This window comes from Saccharopolyspora sp. NPDC002686 (assembly GCF_040295745.1).
Taxonomy (GTDB): domain Bacteria; phylum Actinomycetota; class Actinomycetes; order Mycobacteriales; family Pseudonocardiaceae; genus Saccharopolyspora; species Saccharopolyspora oryzae.
Genome location: NZ_JBEOVY010000112.1, coordinates 1 through 20,521, shown reverse-complemented (window position 1 = coordinate 20,521; position 20,521 = coordinate 1). Strand labels below are relative to the sequence as shown.

At 70.3% G+C, this 20,521-nt stretch carries 19 protein-coding genes; 1 reads left to right on the top strand and 18 read right to left on the bottom strand.

Going from position 1 to position 20,521, the window contains the following annotated elements:
* From nuoL to ABTZ89_RS16875, 16 genes are all read right to left on the bottom strand, one after another.
* A partial coding sequence (gene nuoL / locus ABTZ89_RS16950; protein WP_502949558.1) for an NADH-quinone oxidoreductase subunit L occupies positions 1 to 1,764 on the bottom strand: 1,764 nt, incomplete at its 3' end.
* A 20-nt stretch (positions 1,765 to 1,784) separates the two neighbouring features.
* Positions 1,785 to 2,084, bottom strand: coding sequence for an NADH-quinone oxidoreductase subunit NuoK (gene nuoK / locus ABTZ89_RS16945; protein WP_270947525.1), 300 nt, complete (start codon positions 2,082 to 2,084; stop codon positions 1,785 to 1,787).
* Positions 2,081 to 3,016 carry an NADH-quinone oxidoreductase subunit J gene (locus ABTZ89_RS16940; protein ID WP_270947522.1) on the bottom strand — a complete coding sequence of 312 codons (936 nt, stop codon included), beginning with the start codon at positions 3,014 to 3,016 and terminating at the stop codon, positions 2,081 to 2,083. The genes nuoK and ABTZ89_RS16940 overlap by 4 nt, the downstream gene beginning before the upstream one ends.
* Entirely contained in the window at positions 3,013 to 3,579 is a 567-nt protein-coding gene (nuoI, locus tag ABTZ89_RS16935; RefSeq protein ID WP_270947521.1) for an NADH-quinone oxidoreductase subunit NuoI, read from the bottom strand. Before nuoI ends, ABTZ89_RS16940 begins: the two co-directional genes overlap by 4 nt.
* Entirely contained in the window at positions 3,566 to 4,870 is a 1,305-nt protein-coding gene (nuoH, locus tag ABTZ89_RS16930) for an NADH-quinone oxidoreductase subunit NuoH (protein ID WP_351045481.1), read from the bottom strand. Before nuoH ends, nuoI begins: the two co-directional genes overlap by 14 nt.
* A complete protein-coding gene (locus ABTZ89_RS16925; protein ID WP_351045478.1) occupies positions 4,867 to 7,377 on the bottom strand; it encodes an NADH-quinone oxidoreductase subunit G in 2,511 nt (836 codons plus the stop codon). The genes nuoH and ABTZ89_RS16925 overlap by 4 nt, the downstream gene beginning before the upstream one ends.
* On the bottom strand, positions 7,374 to 8,675 hold the full coding sequence (gene nuoF / locus ABTZ89_RS16920) for an NADH-quinone oxidoreductase subunit NuoF (RefSeq protein WP_351045475.1): 1,302 nt from the start codon (positions 8,673 to 8,675) through the stop codon (positions 7,374 to 7,376). Before nuoF ends, ABTZ89_RS16925 begins: the two co-directional genes overlap by 4 nt.
* A gap of 7 nt (positions 8,676 to 8,682) precedes the next feature.
* The gene (gene nuoE, locus ABTZ89_RS16915) at positions 8,683 to 9,438 is read right to left on the bottom strand and encodes an NADH-quinone oxidoreductase subunit NuoE (RefSeq protein ID WP_270953817.1); all 756 of its coding nucleotides are present in this window, start codon (positions 9,436 to 9,438) and stop codon (positions 8,683 to 8,685) included.
* Complete coding sequence (locus ABTZ89_RS16910) at positions 9,435 to 10,778, bottom strand: NADH-quinone oxidoreductase subunit D (protein WP_270953816.1); 1,344 nt, start codon at positions 10,776 to 10,778, stop codon at positions 9,435 to 9,437. The genes nuoE and ABTZ89_RS16910 overlap by 4 nt, the downstream gene beginning before the upstream one ends.
* A gap of 82 nt (positions 10,779 to 10,860) precedes the next feature.
* Positions 10,861 to 11,574 (bottom strand): NADH-quinone oxidoreductase subunit C, encoded by a 714-nt coding sequence (locus tag ABTZ89_RS16905; RefSeq protein WP_270953815.1) that lies wholly within the window; start codon positions 11,572 to 11,574, stop codon positions 10,861 to 10,863.
* A gap of 6 nt (positions 11,575 to 11,580) precedes the next feature.
* Positions 11,581 to 12,255 (bottom strand): NuoB/complex I 20 kDa subunit family protein, encoded by a 675-nt coding sequence (locus ABTZ89_RS16900; RefSeq protein ID WP_270953814.1) that lies wholly within the window; start codon positions 12,253 to 12,255, stop codon positions 11,581 to 11,583.
* A 189-nt stretch (positions 12,256 to 12,444) separates the two neighbouring features.
* Positions 12,445 to 12,810: an NADH-quinone oxidoreductase subunit A gene (locus tag ABTZ89_RS16895; RefSeq protein WP_270953813.1), complete on the bottom strand. Its 366-nt coding sequence runs from the start codon at positions 12,808 to 12,810 to the stop codon at positions 12,445 to 12,447.
* Positions 12,811 to 12,968: 158 nt separating this feature from the next.
* Entirely contained in the window at positions 12,969 to 14,267 is a 1,299-nt protein-coding gene (locus tag ABTZ89_RS16890) for a geranylgeranyl reductase family protein (RefSeq protein ID WP_270953812.1), read from the bottom strand.
* Positions 14,268 to 14,418: 151 nt separating this feature from the next.
* A complete protein-coding gene (locus ABTZ89_RS16885; RefSeq protein WP_270953811.1) occupies positions 14,419 to 14,751 on the bottom strand; it encodes an AtuA-related protein in 333 nt (110 codons plus the stop codon).
* On the bottom strand, positions 14,738 to 16,045 hold the full coding sequence (locus ABTZ89_RS16880) for an acyclic terpene utilization AtuA family protein (RefSeq protein WP_351045468.1): 1,308 nt from the start codon (positions 16,043 to 16,045) through the stop codon (positions 14,738 to 14,740). The genes ABTZ89_RS16885 and ABTZ89_RS16880 overlap by 14 nt, the downstream gene beginning before the upstream one ends.
* The gene (locus ABTZ89_RS16875; protein WP_351045465.1) at positions 16,045 to 17,316 is read right to left on the bottom strand and encodes a CitMHS family transporter; all 1,272 of its coding nucleotides are present in this window, start codon (positions 17,314 to 17,316) and stop codon (positions 16,045 to 16,047) included. The genes ABTZ89_RS16880 and ABTZ89_RS16875 overlap by 1 nt, the downstream gene beginning before the upstream one ends.
* A gap of 91 nt (positions 17,317 to 17,407) precedes the next feature.
* On the opposite strand from ABTZ89_RS16875, the gene ABTZ89_RS16870 reads away from it, so the two are divergent.
* Positions 17,408 to 18,331, top strand: coding sequence for a LysR family transcriptional regulator (locus ABTZ89_RS16870; protein ID WP_351045462.1), 924 nt, complete (start codon positions 17,408 to 17,410; stop codon positions 18,329 to 18,331).
* Between the two features lie 69 nt (positions 18,332 to 18,400).
* Here the strand turns inward: ABTZ89_RS16870 and ABTZ89_RS16865 are convergent, their stop codons facing one another.
* On the bottom strand, positions 18,401 to 19,090 hold the full coding sequence (locus tag ABTZ89_RS16865) for a demethylmenaquinone methyltransferase (protein WP_270953807.1): 690 nt from the start codon (positions 19,088 to 19,090) through the stop codon (positions 18,401 to 18,403).
* Positions 19,091 to 19,138: 48 nt separating this feature from the next.
* The gene (locus tag ABTZ89_RS16860; RefSeq protein WP_502949557.1) at positions 19,139 to 20,269 is read right to left on the bottom strand and encodes a glycosyltransferase family 4 protein; all 1,131 of its coding nucleotides are present in this window, start codon (positions 20,267 to 20,269) and stop codon (positions 19,139 to 19,141) included.
* Between the last annotated feature and the right edge of the window lie 252 nt (positions 20,270 to 20,521).

Below are 20,521 nucleotides of genomic sequence, written 5' to 3'. Positions count from 1 at the left end.
TGTGCCGGTCGGCGACGCCGAGGTGCAGGCGGTGCTGGTGGTCGAGCCGCGGCTCGCCGCGGCGCACATCGCGTTCCGGACGGGGCACGCGACCAGCACGCCCAGCGCGGAGATCGCCACGGTCAGGATCGGGATCAGCGCGTGCGGAACGGCGCTGTGCCCGGATTCCTGGAGCTCGCCGAGCGACGGCGTCAGCCAGGTCACCAGCCGGTCGCCACCGGCGAAGAACATGCCCGCCGCCACCGAACCGACGGCCAGCACGATCATCGGCGCGGTCATCACCGTCGGCGACTCGTGCGGGTGGAAGTCCTTGCCGTTGCCGGCCTTCAGGTCCTTCCAGCGCTTCTCGCCGAAGAACGTCATGAGCACCAGGCGGGTCATGTAGAACGCGGTGAGGCCCGCACCCAGCAGCGCCGCGCCGCCGAACACCAGACCGCGCCAGCCCTCCTGGCCGAACGCCGCCTCGATGATGGCGTCCTTCGAGTAGAAGCCGGACAGGAACGGGAACCCGATCAGCGCCAGGTAGCCGAGCCCGAAGGTGGCGAAGGTGATCGGCATGTACCGGGCGAGGCCGCCGAACTTGCGCATGTCGACCTCGTCGTTCATGCCGTGCATCACCGAACCGGCGCCGAGGAACAGCCCGGCCTTGAAGAAGCCGTGGGTGAGCAGGTGCATGATGCCCAGCGCGTACCCGGCCGGGCCGAGCCCGACGGCCAGCATCATGTAGCCGATCTGGCTGACCGTGGAGTACGCCAGGACCTTCTTGATGTCGTCGTAGGCGCAACCGATGACGCACCCGACCAGCAGGGTCACCGCACCGACGATGGTGACCGCCAGCTGCCCGCCCGGCGAGAGCGTGAACAGCGGGTTGGCGCGGGCGATCAGGTACACGCCCGCGGTGACCATCGTGGCCGCGTGGATGAGCGCGGAAACCGGGGTGGGGCCTTCCATCGCGTCCGGCAACCACGCCTGCAGCGGAACCTGACCGGACTTGCCGCAGGCGCCCAGCAACAGCAGCAGCGTGATGGCCAGCAGCACGCCCGGCGAGAGCTCACCGGCGCGGGCGAAGACCTCGGTGTACTGCGTGGTGCCCAGGTTCGCGAACAGCAGGAAGATCGCCAGCGCCAGGCCGACGTCGCCGACCCGGTTCATCACGAACGCCTTGGTCGCCGCCGCGGCCGCCGACGGGCGGCCCTGCCAGAAGCCGATCAGCAGGTAGGAGGCGAGACCGACGCCCTCCCAGCCCAGGTACAGCGTCACGAAGCTGTTGCCCAGCACCAGGACCAGCATCGCGGCGACGAACAGGTTCAGGTAGGCGAAGAACCGGCGCCGCTCGGTGTTGTCCCGGCCGCTGCGGCCTTCCTGGTCGTGCGCCATGTAGCCGATCGAGTAGATGTGGATCAGCGATCCGACACCGGTGATCAGCAGCACGAACACCATCGACAGCGGATCCATCCGGAGCCCGAAGTCGACCTGCAGCTCGTTGACCGGGATCCAGGAGAACATGTGCAGTTCCCGGATCTGCCCGGTCGCCGGCATCCCGGCGATGGAGGAGAACAGCAGGAGGCCGTAGACGAAGGACGCGATCACCGTGGCGCAACCGAGGACGTGCCCCCACCCGTTGGCCCGGCGCCCGGCGACGAGCAGGACCAGCGCGCCCAGCGCGGGGAAGGCGACCAGCAGCCAGGCGCTCTCCTGGACCGCACCGGCCGCGCTGGTCACGTCCGGGTTGGTCCCGGCGAGGAAGGCCCCGGTAGTCATCATTGCCGTCACCACGCGCCCTCTCAGTACTTCAGCAGGTTGGCGTCATCGACCGAGGCCGAGCGACGCGTCCGGAAGATCGACATGATGATGGCCAGGCCGACCACCACCTCGGCCGCCGCGACCACCATCACGAAGAAGGCCATGACCTGCCCGTGCACCGAGCCCTCGATGCGGGCGAAGGTCACCAACGTCAGGTTGACCGCGTTGAGCATCAGCTCGACGCACATGAACACCACGATCGCGTTGCGCCGCACCAGGACGCCGACCGCGCCGATGGTGAACAGCAGCGCCGACAGCAGCAGGTAGTACGTGGGGGTCACTGCCGGACCTCCTCGGATGGGGCGTGCTCGGACTCGTGGCCGTTGTTCGACCCGTTGGTGCGCGGCTCCGCCGCCTGCTGCTCGGGCACGTCGGGCGACTCCTCGTGGTGCCCGGCGGTCAGCGCGTGCGGGTCGGGCCCGGCGGTATCTCCCGCAACGGCCCGGCGTTCTTCGCCGAGCCGGTCGGCGGGCAGGTTCTCCAGCAGCTCGGACAGCGACTCCGGCGCCACCGAACCGTCCGGCAGCAGCGCGGGGACGGCCACCGAGTTCGTGGTGGCGTACACGCCGGGGCCGGGCAGCGGCGACGGGCGGGCGCTGCGGAAGCGGGCGTTGGCGCGCTCCTTCTGGCTCAGCTTCGGACCGCGTCCCTTGCCGCCGTAGGCCAGCACCATCGCCCCGACCGCGGCGGTGATCAGCAGCGCCGAGGTCAGCTCGAACGGGAACAGGTACTCGGTGAAGATCAGCCGACCGAGGCCGCCCGCGCCACCGCCCTGCGGCGTCCACGGGTTCAGCGGTGCGGCGACCGGCACGTCGACGAGCGCCCGGGCCAGCCCGGACACCAGCAGCGCGGCCAGGCCGATGCCGCCGATGCCGGCCCACAACCGTTGCCCGCGCAGGACTTCCACCACCGAGTCGGAGGAGTCGCGGCCGACCATCATCAGCACGAACAGGAACAGCATCATGATCGCGCCGGTGTAGACGATGATCTGCGTGAACCCGAGGAACTGGGCGCTCTGCGCCATGTAGAGCACGCCGAGGCACAGCATCGTCAGCACCAGGAACAGCGCGGAGTGCACCGCGTTGCGCGCGAAGACCATGCCCAGCGCGCCGACCAGCGCCAGCGGCCCCAGGATCCAGAAGGCCGCGGTCTCACCGGCACCGATGGTGGCACCCTGCGCCTGCACCAGGAACTGCGCGGTTTCGAGGGTCATCTCCCGGCCTCCTCGTGCCCGGACTCGACCGTCTCCTCCGCCGGGATCCCCCGCTGCCGGGCGAGCTCGGGACCGCGGACGTAGTAGTCCTGCTCGTCCTCGCCCAGCCGCATCGGGTGCGGAGGCTGTTCCATGCCGGGCAGCAGCGGCGCCAGCATGTCTTCCTTGGTGTAGATCAGGTCCTGGCGGTTGTCGTCCGCGGTCTCGTACTCGTTGGTCATCGTCAGCGCCCGCGTCGGGCACGCCTCGATGCACAACCCGCAACCGATGCAGCGCAGGTAGTTGATCTGGTAGTCCTTGCCGTAGCGCTCACCGGGCGAGTAGCGCTCTTCCTCGGTGTTGTCCCCGCCCTCCACGAAGATCGCGTCGGCCGGGCACGCCCAAGCGCACAGCTCGCAGCCCACGCACTTCTCCAGCCCGTCCGGGTGCCGGTTGAGCTGGTGGCGGCCGTGGAACCGCGGCGCCGGGATCTTCTTGACCTCCGGGTACTCCTCGGTGACCACCTTCTTGAACATCGTCGAGAAGGTGACGCCGAAGCCCTTGATCGGATCAAACATTCCCATGCGGCGCCTCCTCGCCCTCCGCGCGCTCGACCTCGCCCGCGGCACCGGAGCGCACCGGGGTGGGGCGCGGCGGGGCCTCGGGGACCTGCAGGTCGAGCGGCGGGATCGGGTAACCGCTGCCCGACAGCGGCACTTCGTCGGTGTCCTTCTCCGGACGGCGGTCCGGGATCAGGAACGTGGCCACCAGCAGCACCGCGATCACGACGGCGCCGCCGATGAGGAACTGCTGCGTGGTGACCGCTTCGTCGTTGCGCACCGCGCGGATCACCGTCACCGCGATGATCCACAGCAGGCTGCAGGGCACCAGCACCTTCCAGCCCAGGTTCATGAACTGGTCGTAGCGGAGGCGGGGCAGCGTGCCGCGCAGCCAGATGAAGAAGAACAGGAACGCCAGCGTCTTGCCGAGGAACCACAGCACCGGCCACCAACCGGTGTTGAGCACCCCGTCGCCGATCATCGACAGCGGCCACGGTGCGTGCCAGCCGCCGAGGAACAGCGTGGTCGCCAGCGCCGAAACGGTGACCATGTTGATGTACTCGGCGAGGAAGAACAGCGCGAACTTCAGCGACGAGTACTCGGTGTGGAAGCCGCCGACCAGCTCGGACTCCGCTTCCGGGAGGTCGAACGGGGCACGGTTGGTCTCACCGACCATCGCGATCACGTAGACCACGAAGCTGAACGGCAGCAGGAATGCGAACCAGCCGTTGGTCTGGGCGTCGACGATGCCCGAGGTGGACAGCGTCCCCGAGTACATGATCACCGCGACGAACGACAGGCCCATCGCGATCTCGTAGGAGATCACCTGCGCCGCCGAGCGCAGCGAGCCGAGCAACGGGTACGGCGACCCGGACGCCCAGCCGGCCAGCACGATGCCGTACACGCCGACCGACGCGCAGGCCAGCACCACCAGCAGGCCGACCGGCAGGTCCACCAGCTGCAGGGCGGTGCGCTCGCCGAAGATGGTCACCTCGGGGCCGATCGGGATCACCGAGAACGACACCAGCGCGGGCGTCGCCGAGATCACCGGGGCCAGGAAGTAGACCCACTTGTCGGCCAGGACCGGGCGGATGTCCTCCTTGAACGCCAGCTTCAGGCCGTCGGCCAGCGACTGCAGGAGGCCGAACGGGCCGGCCCGGTTCGGGCCCGGCCGGTGCTGCATCCGGCCGATCACCCGGCGCTCCGCCCAGATCGTCAGCAGCGTCATGACGACCAGGAAGACGAAGATCGCGACGACCTTCAGCAGGATCAACCAGAGCGGATCGTCGGCGAGCAGTTCCGCGGTTGGGGTCATGCTCTCCCCCCGTTGAGGTGGGTGGTGCCGTGGCCGTTGCTGGCCGCGGGGGTCATCGGCGAGGTGGCGGCGATGTCGACGAGAGCGCCGTGCCCGACGCCGAGCGCCCGGTGCACCTGCGAGGTGCCGGAATCGCTGGGCAGCCACACCACGTCGTCGGGCATCTCGGCGAGCTGCACCGGCAGCACGATCGCGCCCCTCGCGGTGCGGACCTCGACGCGCTGCGCGTGGCCGAGCTCGATGCGCTGCGCGGTGCGCGGCGAGATCACCGCGACGGCGCTGCGCGCGGTGCCGGCCAGGCTCGGCTCCTCGGCCTGCATCGAGCCGTTGTCGAGCAGCTGCCGCCAGGTCGCGAGCACCGCCTGCTCGGGACCGGGGACCGGAGCGGTGGACGCCGGGACGTCCGGGGCGGGCAGTCCGGCGCCGGTGTTCGGGCCGATGCGGTCGAGCTCAGCTGCCGCGGCGGCCGGGGTCTGGGTGAACAGGTCGGCGTCCATCTCCACCGCGAGGGTGTCCAGGACCCGGCAGTCCGGCAGCGCCCCGGTGCCCTCGATGGTGGTGCGGAACTCGCGGCGGCGGCCTTCCCAGTTCAGGTAGCTGCCGGACTTCTCGACGCTCGGCGCGATGGGCAGCACCACGTCGGCGTGCTCGGTGACCGCGCTGGGCCGCAGCTCCAGGCTGACCACGAAGTCCGCGCTGCGCAGGGCCTGCTCGGCGAGCGCCGGATCGGGCAGGTCGTTCGGGTCGACACCGCCGACGACCAGGCCGGACAGCGCTCCGGATGCGGCGGCGGCGAGGATTCCGGTGAGGTCGCGTCCGACCGCTGCGGGCAGCGGTGCGCCCCAGGCCTGCTCCAGCTCGGCGCGGGCCGCGGCGTCCGCGACCGGCCGGCCACCGGGCAGCAGCGTCGGCAGCGCACCTGCTTCGAGCGCACCGCGCTCGCCCGCTCGACGCGGGATCCAGGCGACGCGAGCACCGGTCCGCTGCGCGGCGCGCAGGATCTCCGAGTACAGCCCGGGAACCTCCGCCGCGCGCTCGCCGACGACCAGCACCGCACCCTGCTGCTGGAGGGATTCCTCCACCTCGGGCGGGAGCGATCGCAGCGCGGCGGCTTCTCCGCCCGGCGTGCACGGGACCAGCTCGCCGGTCCGGACCGGACCGCCGTTGTGCGTGATGACCGTGGTCTTCTCCACGCCCGGCGAGACCCACTGCCCGAGGTGGAACACCTTCGTCTTGCCCTTGCGGGCGGCCTTGCGCAGCCGCAGGAAGACGATCGGCGACTCCTCCTCCGGTTCGAAGGCCACGCACAGCACCGCGGGCGCGGACTCCAGCTCCCGGTAGGTGACCCCGGTCCCCGGCGTCGTACCGACCACAGTGGACCCGAGGAACTGCAGCTCCTCGTCGGAGTGCGCCCGCGCCCGGAAGTCGATGTCGTTGGTGCGCAAGGCGATCCGCGCGAACTTCGAGTACGAGTAGGCGTCCTCGACGGTCAACCGGCCACCGGGCAGCACGCCGACACCGCCGGCGTCGCGCGCCTCGGTCAAGCCCTTCGCCGCGGCCTGCAACGCCTCGGTCCAGGAGGCCTCGCGGAGCTGGCCGTTCTCCCGCACCAACGGGCGGGTGATGCGGTCAGCGGCGGTGGCGTAGCGGAACGCGAACCGGCCCTTGTCGCAGATCCACTCCTCGTTGACCTCCGGGTCGTCCGCGGCCAGCCGGCGCATCACCTTGCCGCGCCGCCAGTCGTTGCGGATCTCGCAGCCCGAGGCGCAGTGCTCGCACTGGCCCGGCGTGGACACCAGGTCGAACGGCCGCGACCGGAACCGGTAGGCCGCGCTGGTCAGCGCCCCCACCGGGCAGATCTGGATGGTGTTGCCGGAGAAGTAGGACTGGAACGGCTGCTGCTCGCCGATGCCGATCTGCTGCAGCGCCCCGCGCTCCAGCAGCTCGATGAACGGGTCACCGGCGATCTGCTTGGAGAACCGGGTGCAGCGCTGGCACAGCACGCAGCGCTCGCGGTCCAGCAGCACCTGCGAGGAGATCGGCACCGGCTTGGCGAAGGTCCGCTTGGTGTCGTGGAAGCGGGAATCGGCCCGGCCGTGCTTGAGCGCCTGGTTCTGCAGCGGGCACTCGCCGCCCTTGTCGCAGATCGGGCAGTCCAGCGGGTGGTTGATCAGCAGCAGCTCCATCACGCCCTGCTGCGCCTTGTCCGCCACCGGCGAGGTCCGCTGCGTCTTGACCACCATGCCGTCGGCGACGGTCATCGTGCAGGAGGCCTGCGGCTTGGGCATCGGCCGCCCGCCCATCTCCACCTCGACCAGGCACTGCCGGCAGGCCCCCGCGGGGTCCAGCAGCGGGTGGTCGCAGAAGCGCGGGATGGTGATGCCCATCCGCTCCGCGGTGCGGATCAGCAGCTCGCCCTTGGGCGCCTCGACCTCGATCCCGTCGATGGTCAGGCGGACGTAGCCCTCCGGCACCGGGCGGGCTTCGGACTCTGGCGCCATCGTCATCGGGCCGCTCCTACCAGTTCCTGCTGACCGGTCTTGTTCTTCTCGCACAGCGCGAGGAACTCCTCGCGGAAGTACTTGATGCCGCTGACGATCGGGCTCACCGCGCCGTCGCCGAGGGCGCAGAACGAGCGGCCGAAGATGTTGTCGCAGACGTCCAGGAGGGTGTCGATGTCCTCCTCGGTGCCGTGCCCCTCGACCATCCGCTCCAGCACCTGCGCGAGCCAGTAGGTGCCTTCGCGGCAGGGAGTGCACTTGCCGCAGGACTCGTGCTCGTAGAACTGGGTCCACTTCATCACGGCCCACGGCACGGACACCGTCTCGTTGAACACCATCACCGCGGTGGTGCCCAGCATCGACCCGGATTCGGCCGCGCCCTCGAAGTCCAGCGGCACGTCCAGGTGCTCGGCGGTGAACATCGGCGTCGACGAACCGCCCGGCGTCCAGAACTTCAGCGGGACGCCGTCCTTCATGCCGCCCGCCAGCTCCAGCAGCTCCCGCAGCGTGGTGCCCAGCGGCGCCTCGTACTGGCCCGGCCGCTCCACGTGCCCGGAGATCGAGTAGATCTTCGGGCCCGGCGACTTCTCGCTGCCCATCTTGCGGAACCACTCGGCGCCGCCGTTGACGATGTAGGGCACGCTCGCGATGGTCTCGACGTTGTTCACCGTGGTCGGGCAGGCGTAGAGACCCGCGGCGGCGGGGAACGGCGGCTTGAGCCGCGGCTGCCCGCGCTTGCCCTCCAGCGAGTCCAGCAGCGCGGTCTCCTCGCCGCAGATGTAGGCGCCGGCACCCGCGTGCACCACGATGTCCAGGTCGAACCCGGAGTCCAGGATGTTCTTGCCCAGGTAACCGGCCTGGTAGGCCTCGCGCACCGCGTTGTTCAGCCGCCGGATCGGGTGCAGCGCCTCACCGCGCACGTAGATCATGCAGTGGTTGGCGCGCATCGCGTAGCTGGCGATGATGCAACCCTCGATCAGCGAGTGCGGGTCGGCCATCATCAGCGGGATGTCCTTGCAGGTCCCCGGCTCGCCCTCGTCGGCGTTGATCACCAGGTAGTGCGGCTTGGTCGGTTCCTTCGGCATGAAGCTCCACTTCACGCCGGCCGGGAACCCGGCCCCGCCGCGACCGCGCAACCCGGCCGACTTGACCAGCTCGACGAGCTGGTCGGGAGTGCCCTTGAGGGCCTTGGGCAGCGCGGTGTAGCCCTCGAGCTGCTCGTAGGTGCGCAGGGTCCAGGAGTTCGGCGACAGCCACCGCTTGGTCAGGACCGGGGTCACCGGGCTGATGCTTGGTCGCGTCATTGCACCCTCACTTCTTCTCCGGCACCGGCGGCAGTTCCACGTCGTCGGGCATGCTCGGCGCGGTCCAGCCGCGCTCGTTGGCCAGCTGCGCGCCGCGCACCGTCTCGACCGCCGCGGACGGACCGGCCACAGTGGACTCGAGGTCGTCGAAGAACCCGGCGAGCTGGCGCTCCGCACCCCGGAAGTCCGACAGCGCCGGACCGCGCGTCGGCGCCGGTTTCTCCCCGCGCTGCAAGGCCTTCACCACGTCCAGCGCCCCTTCGGGCGTCTGGTTGTCGAAGTACTCGTAGTTCACCTGCATCACCGGCGCGAGGTCGCAGGCCGCCAAGCACTCGGCGTGCTCGAGGGTGATCGAGCCCTCCTCGCCCGGGGTGCCGGCGGTCTCGTCGTGCCCGACGCCCAAGTGCTCGCCGAGCTTGCGGTAGATCGCATCGCCGCCCAGCGCCGCGCACATCGTGTTGGTGCACACGCTGACCAGGTGCTGACCGCACGGCTTGCGCTTGTACATCGTGTAGAACGTCGCGACCGCGCTGACCTCCGCGGTGGACAGCGCCAGCTGGTCGGCGCAGAACTGGATCCCCGCCGCGCTGACGTGCCCCTGCACCGACTGCACGAGGTGCAGCATCGGCAGCAGCGCGGACCGGGACTCCGGGTAGCGCGCGATGATCTGCTGCGCCTCGGCGCGCGTCTTCGCGTCGAACACCGACGTGTCCACGGCGTTGGCCGCGTCTTCCGTCGTGGTGAACTCGAACTGCTCGGTCATCGATCCACCCCGCCCATCACCGGGTCGATGGAGGCGACCGCCGCGATCACGTCGGCCACCAGTCCGCCTTCGCACATCGCGGGCATCGCCTGCAGGTTCACGAAGCTGGGTTCCCGGACGTGCACCCGCATCGGCCGGGTGCCGCCGTCGGAGACCAGGTGCACGCCGAGCTCGCCGCGCGGCGACTCCACCGGCGAGTAGACCTGGCCCGGCGGGACGTCGAAGCCCTCGGTCACCAGCTTGAAGTGGTGGATCAGCGATTCCATCGACTGACCCATGATCTTGCGGACGTGCTCCAGCGAGTTGCCCATGCCGTCCGGACCGATGCTCAGCTTCGACGGCCAGGCGATCTTGGCGTCGTCGACCATGTGCGAGCCGGGCTCCATCTTGTCCACGCACTGCCGGATGATCTTCAGCGACTGGTGGATCTCCTCCAGCCGCAGCACGTACCGGGCGTAGCAGTCGGCATCGGTGCTGGTCGGCACCTCGAACTCGTAGTCCTCGTAACCGCAGTACGGCTCGATCTTGCGCAGGTCCCAGGCCAGTCCGGCCGAGCGCAGCAGCGGTCCGGTGACGCCCAGCTGCAGGCAGCCGTCCAGCGGCAGGAAGCCGACGTCCTTCAGGCGCTGCTTCCAGATCGGCTGGCCGGTGAACAGCTTGTCGTAGGACGGCAGCCGCGAGTCCATCACCTCGATGAACGACAGCACCTTCTGCTGCCAACCGTCCGGCAGGTCCTGGGCGGTGCCGCCCGGCCGGATGAACGCGTGGTTCATCCGCAGACCGGTGAGGAACTCCAGCAGGTGCAGGACCTCTTCGCGCTCCCGGAAGCCGAAGGTCATGCCGGTGGTCGCGCCGAGCTCCATCGCGCCGGTCGCCAGGAACACCAGGTGCGAGGAGATCCGGTTGAGCTCCATGAGCATCACCCGGAACGTCTGGGCCCGCGGCGGTGCCTCGATGCCCAGCAGCTTCTCGATCCCGAGGCAGTAGGCGGCCTCGTTGTACAGCGGCGCCAGGTAGTCCATCCGCGTCACGAAGGTGACGCCCTGGGTCCAGGTCCGGTACTCGGTGTTCTTCTCGATGCCGGTGTGCAGGTAGCCGATCACCGAGCGGGCCTTGGTGACGGTCTCGCCCTCCAGCTCCAGCACCAGCCGGAGCACGCCGTGCGTCGACGGGTGCTGCGGGCCGAGGTTGATGACGACGCGCTCCTCGCCGGAGGTCTCGTCGATGAACTCGTCCCAGTCCCCACCGGTGACGGTGTAGACCCGGCCCTCGGTGGTCTCCCTGGCTTCGGCGGCCTCGGGGTCGCCGAGCCCGGTACCGGCCAGTGATTCGGTACTCATCTCCAACACCTCTCCGCGGTGCCGCCGCCCTCCGGGAACGCGATTTCCGTTGGAATCGCGGAAAACCTGCGCGCCCCGGCCATCACGAGTACGACCTGCGCTGGTCTGGTGGTGGGATCTCGGCGCCCTTGTACTCGACCGGGATCCCGCCCAGCGGGTAGTCCTTGCGCTGCGGGTGGCCGTCCCAGTCGTCCGGCATCAGGATCCGGGTCAGCGCCGGGTGGCCGTCGTAGACGATCCCGAACATGTCCCACGCCTCGCGCTCCTGGAAGTCCGCCGTCGGGTACACCTCGACGACGGACGGAACGTGCGGATCCTCCACGTCCACCGCTACTTCCACCCGGATCCGCCGCCGGTAGGTCATCGACGTCAGGTGGCAGACCGAGTGCAGCCGCTGCGGCACCTCCGGCCCGTAGTCCACGCCGGACACCGAGCTGCACAGCTCGAACCGCAGCGCCGGGTCGTCGCGCAACGTCCGGCAGACCTCGAGCAGGTGCTCGCGGCGCACGTAGAAGGTGATCTCGCCGCGGTCGACGGTCACCTGCTGCACGGTGTCCGCGGGCAGCCCCTGCGCGCCGAGCGCGTCGAACAGCGCGTCCGCCACCTCGTCGAACCAGCCGCCGTAGGGGCGTTCCGCGGCCGACGGCACGTAGGCCGGCAACCGCAGCCCGCCGAAGCCGGAGGTGTCGCCCGAGCCGCGCACGCCGAACATGCCCTGGCGCGCCCGCCCGGCCACCGGGCCGGAGTGCCGGGCCGGTTCCACCGCCCAGCTCTGCTTGGATTCGTTGTCAGCCAACCGAACTCACCTGCCCGCTTTGAGCTCGCGGGGCCGCTGCGGCGAATCCGCGAACGCCCCCGTCGACGGATCGGAGCCCATCTCCCGGCGCTGCGCGGCCTGCTGCCGCTCCGCGCGCCGCCGCTGCGCCGCGTTCTTCGGCGCGTACCGCTCGGAGGACGGGATCATCGGGGTGCGCTCGCCGCTCTCCAGCTTGATCTGCGCGCGCTTGGCGTTGATCGGCTCGTCCATGATCTTGGCGTGCAGCTTGAGGATCGCGTCCAGCAGCATCTCCGGCCGCGGCGGGCACCCCGGCAGGTACATGTCCACCGGAACGACGTGGTCCACGCCCTGCACCACGGCGTAGTTGTTGAACATGCCGCCGGTGGAGGCGCACACCCCCATCGCCAGCACCCAGCGCGGCTCCGGCATCTGGTCGTAGATCTGCCGCAGCACCGGCGCCATCTTGTTGGTGACGCGTCCGGCCACGATCATCAGATCCGCCTGCCGCGGTGTCGCGGAGAACCGCTCCATGCCGAATCTCGCGATGTCGTAGCGGGAACCGCCGACCGTCATCATCTCGATGGCGCAGCAGGCCAGACCGAACGTGGCGGGCCACATCGAGGTCTTCCGCGTCCAGTTGACGAGCTTCTCCACGTTGGCCAACAGGATGCCGTTGGGCAACGACTGCTCCAGCCCCATCACCAACTCCTCTTCCGTCGGAGGGTGGTCACCTTGCTTGAAAGTCGCGAAACCTGGTGATGTTCCCCGGTTTTCCCGATCAGCTCACCGGGGTCGGTCACGTTCGGGGCGGAGCTGCTGCGCGCGTCCACCGCGGCGCTGCTCGCCTTCCTGGTGCTGGGGCCGGTGCGCATCTCCGCTCGCCCCCGGTCAGTTCCAGTCCAGGCCGCCGCGGCGCCACACGTATATGTAGGCGAAACCGACGGTGGCGATGAACAGGACGATCTCGATCACGCCGAACAGGCCCAGGGCGTCCGCGGAGACCGCGAACGGGTAGAGGAAGACCATCTCGATGTCGAAGAGGATGAACAACATCGCGGTCAGGTAGTAGGCCACCGGCATCCGGCCGCCGCCGATCACCGGCTGCGGCGAGGGTTCGATGCCGCACTCGTAGGCGTCGAGCTTGGCCTTGTTGTACCGGCGGGGGCCGACGAGGGGGGCGATCGTGACCGAGAACAGCGCGAAGGCGAACGCCAACGCGAACAACAGCACGAGCGGGATGTAGGGATCGAGCATTCCGCTGCCCTCCTTCGGCGACCCCCGCCGAGACGAAGCTCACGTCTTCGGCGTCGGTGCGCACTCTATGCGGTCGATCGTATCGAATCCGTAGTGAGGCGAACCTAACTTTATGACCTCTCGCACACTTGCTCGCACATCTGACCAGATCTGTGCCATCAGGCGCTAGGGGTGAGACGAGTAGTGGCGCTGATCACACGGTCCATGGCGTCTCCGCCCTTCTCGTCGTGGAGATTTGCCAACAGCTTCAACACGAAACGCATCAACGTGGTCCTCGGTAGACCGTGCTTCGTGGCCGTCCGCATCACCACCGGATTGCCAATCAACTTGCTGAAGATGTTGCCGAGCCGGAAGTAACCGCCCAGCGCCTGCTGCACGGCCACCGGGTACCGGCTCAGCGCCTGCTCCCTGGAGTAGCCGGCCGGACGGGCCAGCGCGTGCACCACGCATTCAGCCGCCAGAGCAGCAGATTCCATCGCATAGGCGATGCCCTCGCCGTTGAACGGGTTGACCATCCCGCCCGCGTCGCCGACCAGCAGCAACCCGTTGCGGTAGTGCGGCGTCCGGTTGAAGCCCATCGGCAGCGCGGCACCGCCGATCCGCCCGGTCGCGTTCTCCTCGCGGAAGCCCCACTCCTCCGGGGTGCCGTCCAGCCAGGAGCGCAGCAACTGGCGGTAGTCGGTCTTGCCGTAGGCCTTGGAGGTGGACAGGATGCCCAGCCCGACGTTCACCGTCCCGTCGCCCATGCCGAAGATCCAGCCGTAGCCCGGCATCAGCGCCGGCTCGCCCGGGCCCGACCGGTCCCACAGCTCCAGGTGCGACTCCAGGAAGTCGTCCTTGGTCCGCGGGCTGGTGTAGTAGCGCCGCACGGCCACGCCCATCGGGCGGTCCTCGCGCTTCTCGATGCCCACCGACAGCGCCAGCCGCGCGGAGACCCCGTCGCAGGCCACCACCAGCGGCGCCCGGTAGGTGACCGGGGTGCGCTCCGGCCCGGCCTTGGCGGTGACGCCGGTGATCCGGCCGGTCTTCTCGTCGGTGACCGCGCCGGTCACCGTGGTCTGCTGGAGCAGCCGCGCCCCGGCCCGCTGGGCGTTGCGGGCGAGCAGGTCGTCGAAGTCGTTGCGGGGCCGCACCACCCCGTACGGCGGGAAGCTGGCCAGGCTCGGCCAGTCGAGCTCGATCCGCACCCCGCCGCCGACCACGCGCAGGCCGCGGTTGTGCAGCCAGCCCGCCTCCTCGCGGGTGTCGATGCCGAGGTCGATGAGCTGCTTGACGCCTCGCGGGGTGATGCCGTCGCCGCAGACCTTCTCCCGCGGGAAGACGCTCTTCTCCAGAAGCAGGACGTCCAGGCCCGCCCGGGCCAGGTACGTCGCAGCCGTCGATCCGGCCGGCCCGGCACCGACGACGATCACCTCGGCGTCGTCGTCCGGTCGGCGGCGGCTGGTGGCGCTGGTCATGACACTCCTTGAGCTAGTGCATCGCGCGGTGCGGCCACCCCTCCCGGCTGACCGCACCGGGGAACCCGCTTGTGAACGAGTTCACTAACTCCGAGTTTATGCCGGACATAGGCCGCGATCGACCCCTCGAACTACGCCACCCGAGTGACCATCACCCCAGGTGGGCCCCCTGAACCGCCCGATCAGGCGCCCCGAGCGGCATGGCCAGCAGGCGGGAGCTGAGGGTCTTGCCGTGGGTGTCCAGGGCCAGCGAGGTCGTCACGCCGCCGTCGAGGGCTTGGTGGCAGGTGAACTGCAGGGCGCGGAGGTTCGGCAGCTCGCAGCGCAGGACCTCGCCGCGGACGGCCAGGTGCTCGCGCACCCGCTCCGCGGTCACCTCCCGGACCAGCAGCTCGTAGTCCTCGTCGCGGTGCGGGAACAGCGACAACGTCGAGGTGTCGCCCTTGTCCCCGGCCCGGCAGTGGGCGATGTCATGCAGCAGCACCGTCGGCCTCCAGCACGGTCACGCGGGTGTCCACCTCGGCTCGGGGGATCAGCGTCGACACGATGCCGATCACCTCCCGGACGTCGGTGCGCACACCGCCGCCCCCGGCCGGTCCGTTGGTGTAGAGCGATTCGACCTCGTGGCACACCAGGTCCGCCGCCTCCGGATCCGGCGCCAGCGCGGCCACCCGCAACCGGCACTCGCCGGTCAGCTCGCCCGATTCCCCGAGCGCGCCCAGGACGTCCGCGCGGATGCGCAGCCCGGTGCCGCGCAGCCGGGTGGTGACGACGTCCGCCGCGAGGCGGGCCCGGCGGGCGGCGTTCGGGCCGGCGTAGGTGATGCCGCACTCCGCGCGGTGCCCGGCCCGGTAGCCGACGCTGACCTTCAGGTCCGCGGGCCGGGGCCGGCCGACGGCGCCGCCGATCCGGACCCGGTCGGCTGCGACCTGGTCCGCCCGCACCTCGCGGAAGTCCAGCACCACGTCGGGCGTCCGGTAGCCCGTCGGATCGGTCACCTCGTAGAGCAGCTGCTCGCGCACGGTCGCGGTGGAGACGACACCGCCGGTGCCCGGGAGCTTGCCGACGACCGCGGAGCCGTCGGACTCCACCTCGGCGTAGGGGAACCCGAGGTCGGCGAGGTCCGGCACGTCCTTGACCCCGGGGTCGGCGAAGTAACCACCGGTGACCTGGCCCGCGCACTCCAGGACGTGCCCGACCAGGGTTCCGGCCGCGACGCGCGGCCAGTCGTCGAGGTCCCAGCCCAGCCGGTGCGCCATCGGCGCGAGGAACAGCGACGGGTCCGCGACCCGGCCGGTCAGCACCACGTCAGCGCCGGTGTCCAGCGCCGGGAGCAGGGCGTCGGCGCCGAGGTAGGCGTTGGCCGACACGACCTCGCCGTGGTCGGCCAAGGCGACGCCGTCCTCCAGCGCCGGGCGCCGCAGGTCCAGCCGGTCCAGCACGTCGTCGCCGGTGACCACCGCGATCCGCCCGCGCAGCCCCGACCCCACCAGCAGGTCCCGGGTGACCTCGCCCGCTGCCAGCGGGTTCGCCGAGCCCATGTTGGTCACCACGCGGACGCCGTTCGCCACGGCCACCGGCAGCAGCGGCCGGAACCTCGCCCGCAGCCGCGGGTCGTGGCCCAGCGCCGGGTCCCGCAGCCGGCGCTGCTGCCCGAGCGCGATGGTGCGCTCCGCCAGGCACTCCAGCACCAGGTCGTCCAGCTCGGCCCGCTCCGCCAGCTGCACGGCCGGCTCGATCCGGTCCCCGGCGAACCCGGCCCCGCTCCCGATCCGCATCACAACACCCCCGTCAGCAGCGCGACCGCGGTCATCACCAGCGTGGTCCCGAACGCCCACTTGAAGATGAACCGCTGGTGCTCGCCGAGGTCGACCTTGCTCATCCCGAGCAGGATGAACGTCGAAGCGGTCAGCGGGCTGAGCGGGAAACCGGTGGTCATCTGGCCGAGGATGGCCGCCCTGCCGATCGCGGCCGGGTCCCCGCCGAGCGCCGCGGTCGTCTCGGCCAGCACCGGGACCACCCCGTAGTAGAAGGCGTCCGGGGTGAACACCAGGCTGAGCGGCATGCTGGCGATCGCCGTGGCCACCGGCAGCAACCCGGACGCCGAGTCCGGGACGACCGAGACCAGCCCCTCGGCCATCGCCTGGATCATCCCGGTTCCGGTGAGGATCCCGGTGAACACGCCCGCCGCGAAGATCACCACCACGACCAGCACGACGTTGTAGGCGTGCTTGGTGAACAACTCCTGCTGCGCGGCCCACGAGGGCCGGTTGACCAGCAGCGCCACCAGGAAGGCGAGCAGGAACAGCACCTCCAGGTCGGCCAGCTGCGCCAGCAGGCACCCCACGAGCACCAGCGTCAGCAGCGCGTTGATCCAGAACCGCACCCGGTCCGCGCCGGTCAGCCGGGCCCGCTCGACGGCGGGCACTTCGACGACGCCGAGCCGCTTCCGCTCGCCGCGGCCGATCAGGTAAGCCGCCACCAGCACCCACAGGACACCAGCGGCCATCGCCGGCAGGACCGGCAGGAACAGCTGACCGCTGTCCAGGTGCAGCGCGGCCATCGCGCGGGCCGTCGGACCGCCCCACGGCACCATGTTCATCACGCCCGCGGCCAGGCAGATCACCCCGGCCAGCACGATCCGGCGCATGCCGAGGCGCTGGTAGATCGGCAGCAGCGCGGAGACCGTGATCAGGAACGTGGAGGCCCCGTCGCCGTCCAGCGCGACCAGCAGGGTCAGCAACGCGGTGCCCACGGTGATCTTCAGCGGGTCGCCGCCCGCCCAGCGCAGGATCCGGGCGACCGCCGGGTCGAACAGCCCGGTGTCGACCATCAGGCTGAAGTAGAGCACCGCGAAGGTGATCATGATGGCGACCGGGGCGACGGTGACCAGGCCGTCCGCGATCAACCCGCCCAGCCGGCCGCCGAACCCGCTGACCAGGGCGGCGGCGATCGGGACCAGGGTGAGCGCGAACAGCACCGAAACCCGGCGGGACAGCACCAGCGCCAGGAAGACGCCGACGGTGAGGAATCCGCTGACGGCGAGCATGGGCAACCTCCGTACTCGAACGAAGGCACTGTGATCCGCATCGCTCATGCCGGTCAAGCAATAGTTAATGATAGATTGATGAGCTGTGCGCATGGATCTGACGATGCAGCAGCTCCGGCTGGTGCTGGCGGTGCACGACGCGGGCAGCTTCACGGTCGCCGCCGAACAGCTCCACCTGGCCCAGTCGTCGATGAGCCGAGCCGTCCGGGAGGTCGAGCGACGGCTCGGGATCACGCTGTTCGAGCGCACCACCCGCAACCTCGTCACCACCCCGGAGGGCGTCGAGTTCTGCCGGGTGGCGCGGCACGTGATCGAGGAGTTCGACGCCGGGATCAACCACTTCGAGGGATTCCTCGCCGGCAACCGCGGCCAGGTGCGCATCGCGGCGCTGCCGTCCCTCGCGGCGATCCTGCTGCCGCCGGTGGTCTCCGCCTACCGCGCAGCGCATCCGGAAGTGGATCTGTCCATTGCGGACGCCATGTCGGACGAGGTGCTGCACCAGGTCCGCGCCGGCGCGGTCGACCTCGCCGTCACGGTGGTCGCCGAACCGCTGCCGGACCTGCACGTCAAACCGATCGCCACCGACCGGTTCTGCTGCGTCTTCCCGCCGCAGCACCCGTTCGCCGAGAAGCGCGGCGTCGAGTGGACCGACCTGGCCGGTCAGCCGCACATCGCGTTCGCCCCCAGCAGCAGCATCCGCCAGCACGCCGACCGCGCCTTCGCCGCCGCGAAGGCCCGCCCGGACGTGGTCCTGGAATCCCGCAACATCAGCACCGTCGCTGGCCTGGTCGCAGCGGGACTAGGGGTGGCGGTGATGCCGGGACTGGTGCTGCCGCTCGTCCAGTTCGCCGGGCTCGAACACCGCCCGCTGCGCGAACCCGGAACCAGCCGCCGCATCGCGGTGGTCCGGAACCCGCACCGCCCGCTGGCCGCGGCGGCGGAAGCCTTCATGGCGGCGATCACCCGAGCCCAGCGCACCGCAGCACCACTACCCCCGGAAACGACCTGGCTCTGACAAGTCGCCTCCACGGCTCCGCAAATTCAATGGAAATCGGACATCCAATTTCAATGGAATTTGCGGACCTCAGGACGGCTTTACGGCGCGGTGGACTGCTACGACGCCGCTGGTGAGGTTGCGCCAGGCGACGTTGGTCCAGCCCGACTCGGCGATCAGCTCCGCGAGTTCGCGCTGGTCAGGCCACTCTCGGATCGACTCGGCGAGGTAGACGTAGGCGTCCGGGTTGGACGAGACCGCGCGGGCGATCGACGGCAGCGCGCGCATCAAGTAGTTCATGTAGATCGTCCGGAACGGCTGCCAGGTCGGCGTGGAGAACTCGCACACCACGAGGCGACCGCCCGGGCGCACCACGCGCTGCATCTCCCGCAGGCCTGCCGCGGTGTCGACCAGGTTGCGCAGGCCGAAGGAGATCGTCACCGCGTCGAAGGACTCGTCGGCGAAGGGCAGGCGCAGCGCATCCGCCGCGACCATCGGCACCCCGCGGTGCCGGCCGACCGACAGCATGCCCAGCGAGAAGTCCGCGGCGACGCACCACGCGCCGGACCGGGAGAACTCCTCGGTCGACACGCCGCTACCGGCGGCCAGGTCGAGCACGCGCTCGTCCCGCTTGGGCGACAGCGCCCGCCTGGTGATCTCCCGCCACCGCCGGTCCTGCCCGAAGGACAGCACCGTGTTGGTCAGGTCGTACCTGCGCGCCACACCGTCGAACATCGCGGCGACTTCGCGAGGGTCCTTGTCCAAACCTGCCCGAGACACACCCGCAGCGTACGTGCCTGACCCCGCGTGTCGACCACCACGCCCCGGTCAGGCGGCCATCCGCTGCTCGCCCGCGGTGACCGCGTCGTAGTGCCCGATCAACTGCTGGCACAGCGCAGGCCAGGTACGCCCTTGGACGACCTCGCGCGCAGCCGCGCCGAACTGCCGCCGCCGGTCGGCGTCGCGCAGCGCCGCCACCGCCTCGCGCAGCGCCTCCGCGTGGACGTCGACGTCGTGGGCCGGGAGCAGGTAACCGGTGCGGCCGTGGTCGACCAGGTCGCGCGGACCACCCGCGTCCGGGGCGACGACCGGCACGCCCGAGGCCATCGCCTCCTGCACCGCCTGGCAGAACGTCTCATGCGGGCCGGTGTGCACGAAGACGTCGAGGCTCGCGTAGATCCGCGCCAGGTCGTCCCCGGTCCGCTGCCCGAGGAACACCGCGTCCGGCACCGCACCGGCCAGCCGCTCGCGGTCCGGGCCATCACCCACCACGACCACCCGCACACCGGGCATCCCGCCCAGCGCCGCCAACCGCTCGATGCGCTTCTCCGGCGCCAAGCGGCCGACGTAACCGACCAGCAGCTCGCCGTCCCCGACGAGCTCCCGACGCCAAGCCGAATCCCGGTGCTGCGGCGAGAAGCGCGCCGTGTCCACGCCTCGACCCCACCGGTGGACGCGCGGAATCCCGTGCTGCTGCAACGTTTCCACAGCCCACGTCGACGGCGCCAACGTCCGGTCGGCGGCGCCGTGCAGACGCCGGATCCAGCGCCACGCGGCCCGCGCGGTCAGCCCCAACCCGTACGACTCGGCGAAACCCGCGACGTCGGTCTGGTAGACCGCGACCGTCGGCACGCCCAACCGCCGCGCCGCCGCCAAACCCCGCGCGCCCACCACGAACGGCGATGCGAGGTGCACGACGTCCGGCCGGAAGTCCTGCAGCCCGCGCAGCAAGCGCCGCGTCGGGAAACCGATCGGCAACGACGACACCACCGGCAGGTCCACCGCGGGCAGGCGGATCACCGGGAACCCCGCGTACTCCTCCGGACCGGCGCCGGGCGCGATGACCAGCGCTGAATCCCCTCGGCGGCGCAAGTGCTCCAGCACTCGCAGCACCGAGTTCGTCACCCCGTTGATCTGCGGCAAGAAGCTCTCGGTCACGATCGCTGTGCGCACGCGCATCACGGTCGCTCCCCGGATCGGCGAGCAGTCGACCGCAACATGACAGAACCACCAACGACAACCGAAGAAGTCGTTTCCCTTCGGACCTGTCTCCGGTCCTGTTGCGCGGCGGTGCCGGTAGCGGAACCTCAGACGCCGCCTGGACTGCGGGTGCCCGACTTTATGTATGCCAATACACGGCAGTCGGGCCGTCCTCGCCAGGCGACGTCTGAGAACCCGCGGCGGTGCCGGTTGAGAGGGTGGGCTATTCGC